A 2,040-nucleotide genomic window follows, 5' to 3' on the forward strand; every position below is an offset into this window, starting at 1 on the left:
CAGGTGAGTCTCGTGAATAAGCCGGGATTAATGTGGGTAGATGGGTTTTATGGCGCGCTTACAAATGGTACACTAATAATGTGGTATTTAGAGGTTTATATTTAAATACCTAGCATTTTTATATTAATTGTGCGGACACTATTAAACCGGTTCTAAATATGGATATTGAAGATAGAAAAAAAGGTATACGCAAAATATACAGAGATATTCTTAACAGGGATGCTGATGATAAAGGATTGGAATCTTATCTAAAATCCAAGCATAGCTTGGAAAAAATAAGGGTCTTGATATCTTCCTCAACTGAGGCACAAAAAAAGCTAAAAAAATAGAACCGCTAAAAAAACACCTGTACCTACTCGGAGGCCGCTTCCCTACGATGAGATGATTCGTGATGCTGGTCAGGCCAGGCCGCGTTTCTTAGTCCTCAGTGGGTGTCAGTCGCCAATGATATCAGGATTCCTGGAAACGCTGACGCTTGGGCAGTCCAGCTACCACTTTCTCAGTGTTCCCAAGGTCAATGCCTTTAGTCAGGGAGGGTGGGAGAGCTTCAAGCCCGATCTTGACGCCGCTGATTTTATCTATACGCAAAAGCCCAAGGTGGCCGAAGCGTTGGCGGCTCTTCCGCAGTACGCGGACAAGGTGCGATATTTCCCCGTGCTGGCCTGTGCCGCTTTTCACCCTGATATTTCCTATATGCACCGTGAGGGTGAGCGCTTTGTGGGTCCAATGGGGGACTACCACTCGGTGCTGATCACCGCGGCCTACTTCGCGGGCAAGTGCCCTCGTCAGGCATTGGAGTGCTTTCATCCGGAGGTGTATGAAAAAGTCGGCTTCATGAAAAAGTCGGCCACCGAGAAATCTCAGTTGCTGGAGCGCTTCCGTGCATCGGGCATCGAGCTCGCTAAGAGTGTAGAAGAGTGGGAGCGGCAAGGGCCTTGGATGCGCACCTTAAACCATCCCACTCGTCGGGCCATGCATGATCTGGTCGTGAAGGTGTTGGGGCGGGATGGCCTTCCCGTTTGCAACACTTCCCCTGCGTTGGTCGAGTGGGTGGACGATAACTTGGCTAGAAGCGCAGAGTGGCCGGTATACCCTGGTTTACTGGAAGTTCCTGACGAAGGCATAGATCAGGCCTTAGGCCGCATGTTGTTCAAGTCGCCATATAAATTGGGTGATCGCTCCCTATTCATGAATCTCAATCAGTTCATCGACTATACCTATGCCTCTCTTGAGGGCACGCTGCGTGACAAGGCTACGCTTAACAACTTCGATCTGGAGACCGCGATTGACGTGGTGCGAGGTAGTAGGTAATTCCTTAGAGTAGTGTTTCTCTTTGTGATGAACTGACCCCTGGCACTGGCCCCGTAGGGAATATCGTTGGCGTGATTGGCAACGCCTCAGTGTCTACCTTGCATAGACAACTGATGAAAGTACCTACCGGCGCAGTCTTTGGATAACGTCACCGCGCTCGGTGCCGATGGCAGGTCGCGGCTCCAGCGAATATTCGTAAGCGCGCCATAAAACCCATCTACCCACATTAATGTTGGCTGATCACACTGATGGTTTCTTTGATTTTGGAGATCATCATGAGCCGCGAACTCAATTCCACTCAAGCGTTTTGGTTAGGCCACCTGTCTTATGCCGCCGCATTGGAGATACCGTTGCCTACATGCGTGAGACGTGGGCAGCTCAGTTGGATAACGACCCTGCTTATAATCCTAATTTAACGCTGGCGCATGAAGATTTTTCGCTGCGTTAGGGATGAGTACTGAAGGGTGAGGAGCTGTGTCGCGAGCGGTAAGCGAAGTGGTGCCGGGGCTGGTGGGGGCCAGTATCGGTTACGCGCTACGGTGTGTGCATCACTCGATTAATGGATTAAAAAAGGATGCATCGTGAGTAGCCACATTCACTGGGTCGTTCTCAGCGACGGTGCGCGGCCAACCGAAGATATCTATTTCCATGAGTCCGCCGCGCCTGCACTGAATTACCAGGGCGTGTTAACCGAGCGCTGTCCTGTTTCTCGCTCTTTTGGCGCTGCGC

General features: G+C 50.7%; 1 protein-coding gene. It reads left to right on the forward strand.

All coding sequences use genetic code 11. The features are described from left to right. The first annotated feature begins 381 nt into the window (after positions 1 to 381). Entirely contained in the window at positions 382 to 1,311 is a 930-nt protein-coding gene (locus B7L72_RS11220; protein WP_081194370.1) for a WcbI family polysaccharide biosynthesis putative acetyltransferase, read from the forward strand. Positions 1,312 to 2,040 lie beyond the last annotated feature (729 nt).

This window comes from Halomonas sp. BC1 (assembly GCF_002078135.1).
Lineage (GTDB): Bacteria > Pseudomonadota > Gammaproteobacteria > Pseudomonadales > Halomonadaceae > Vreelandella > Vreelandella stevensii.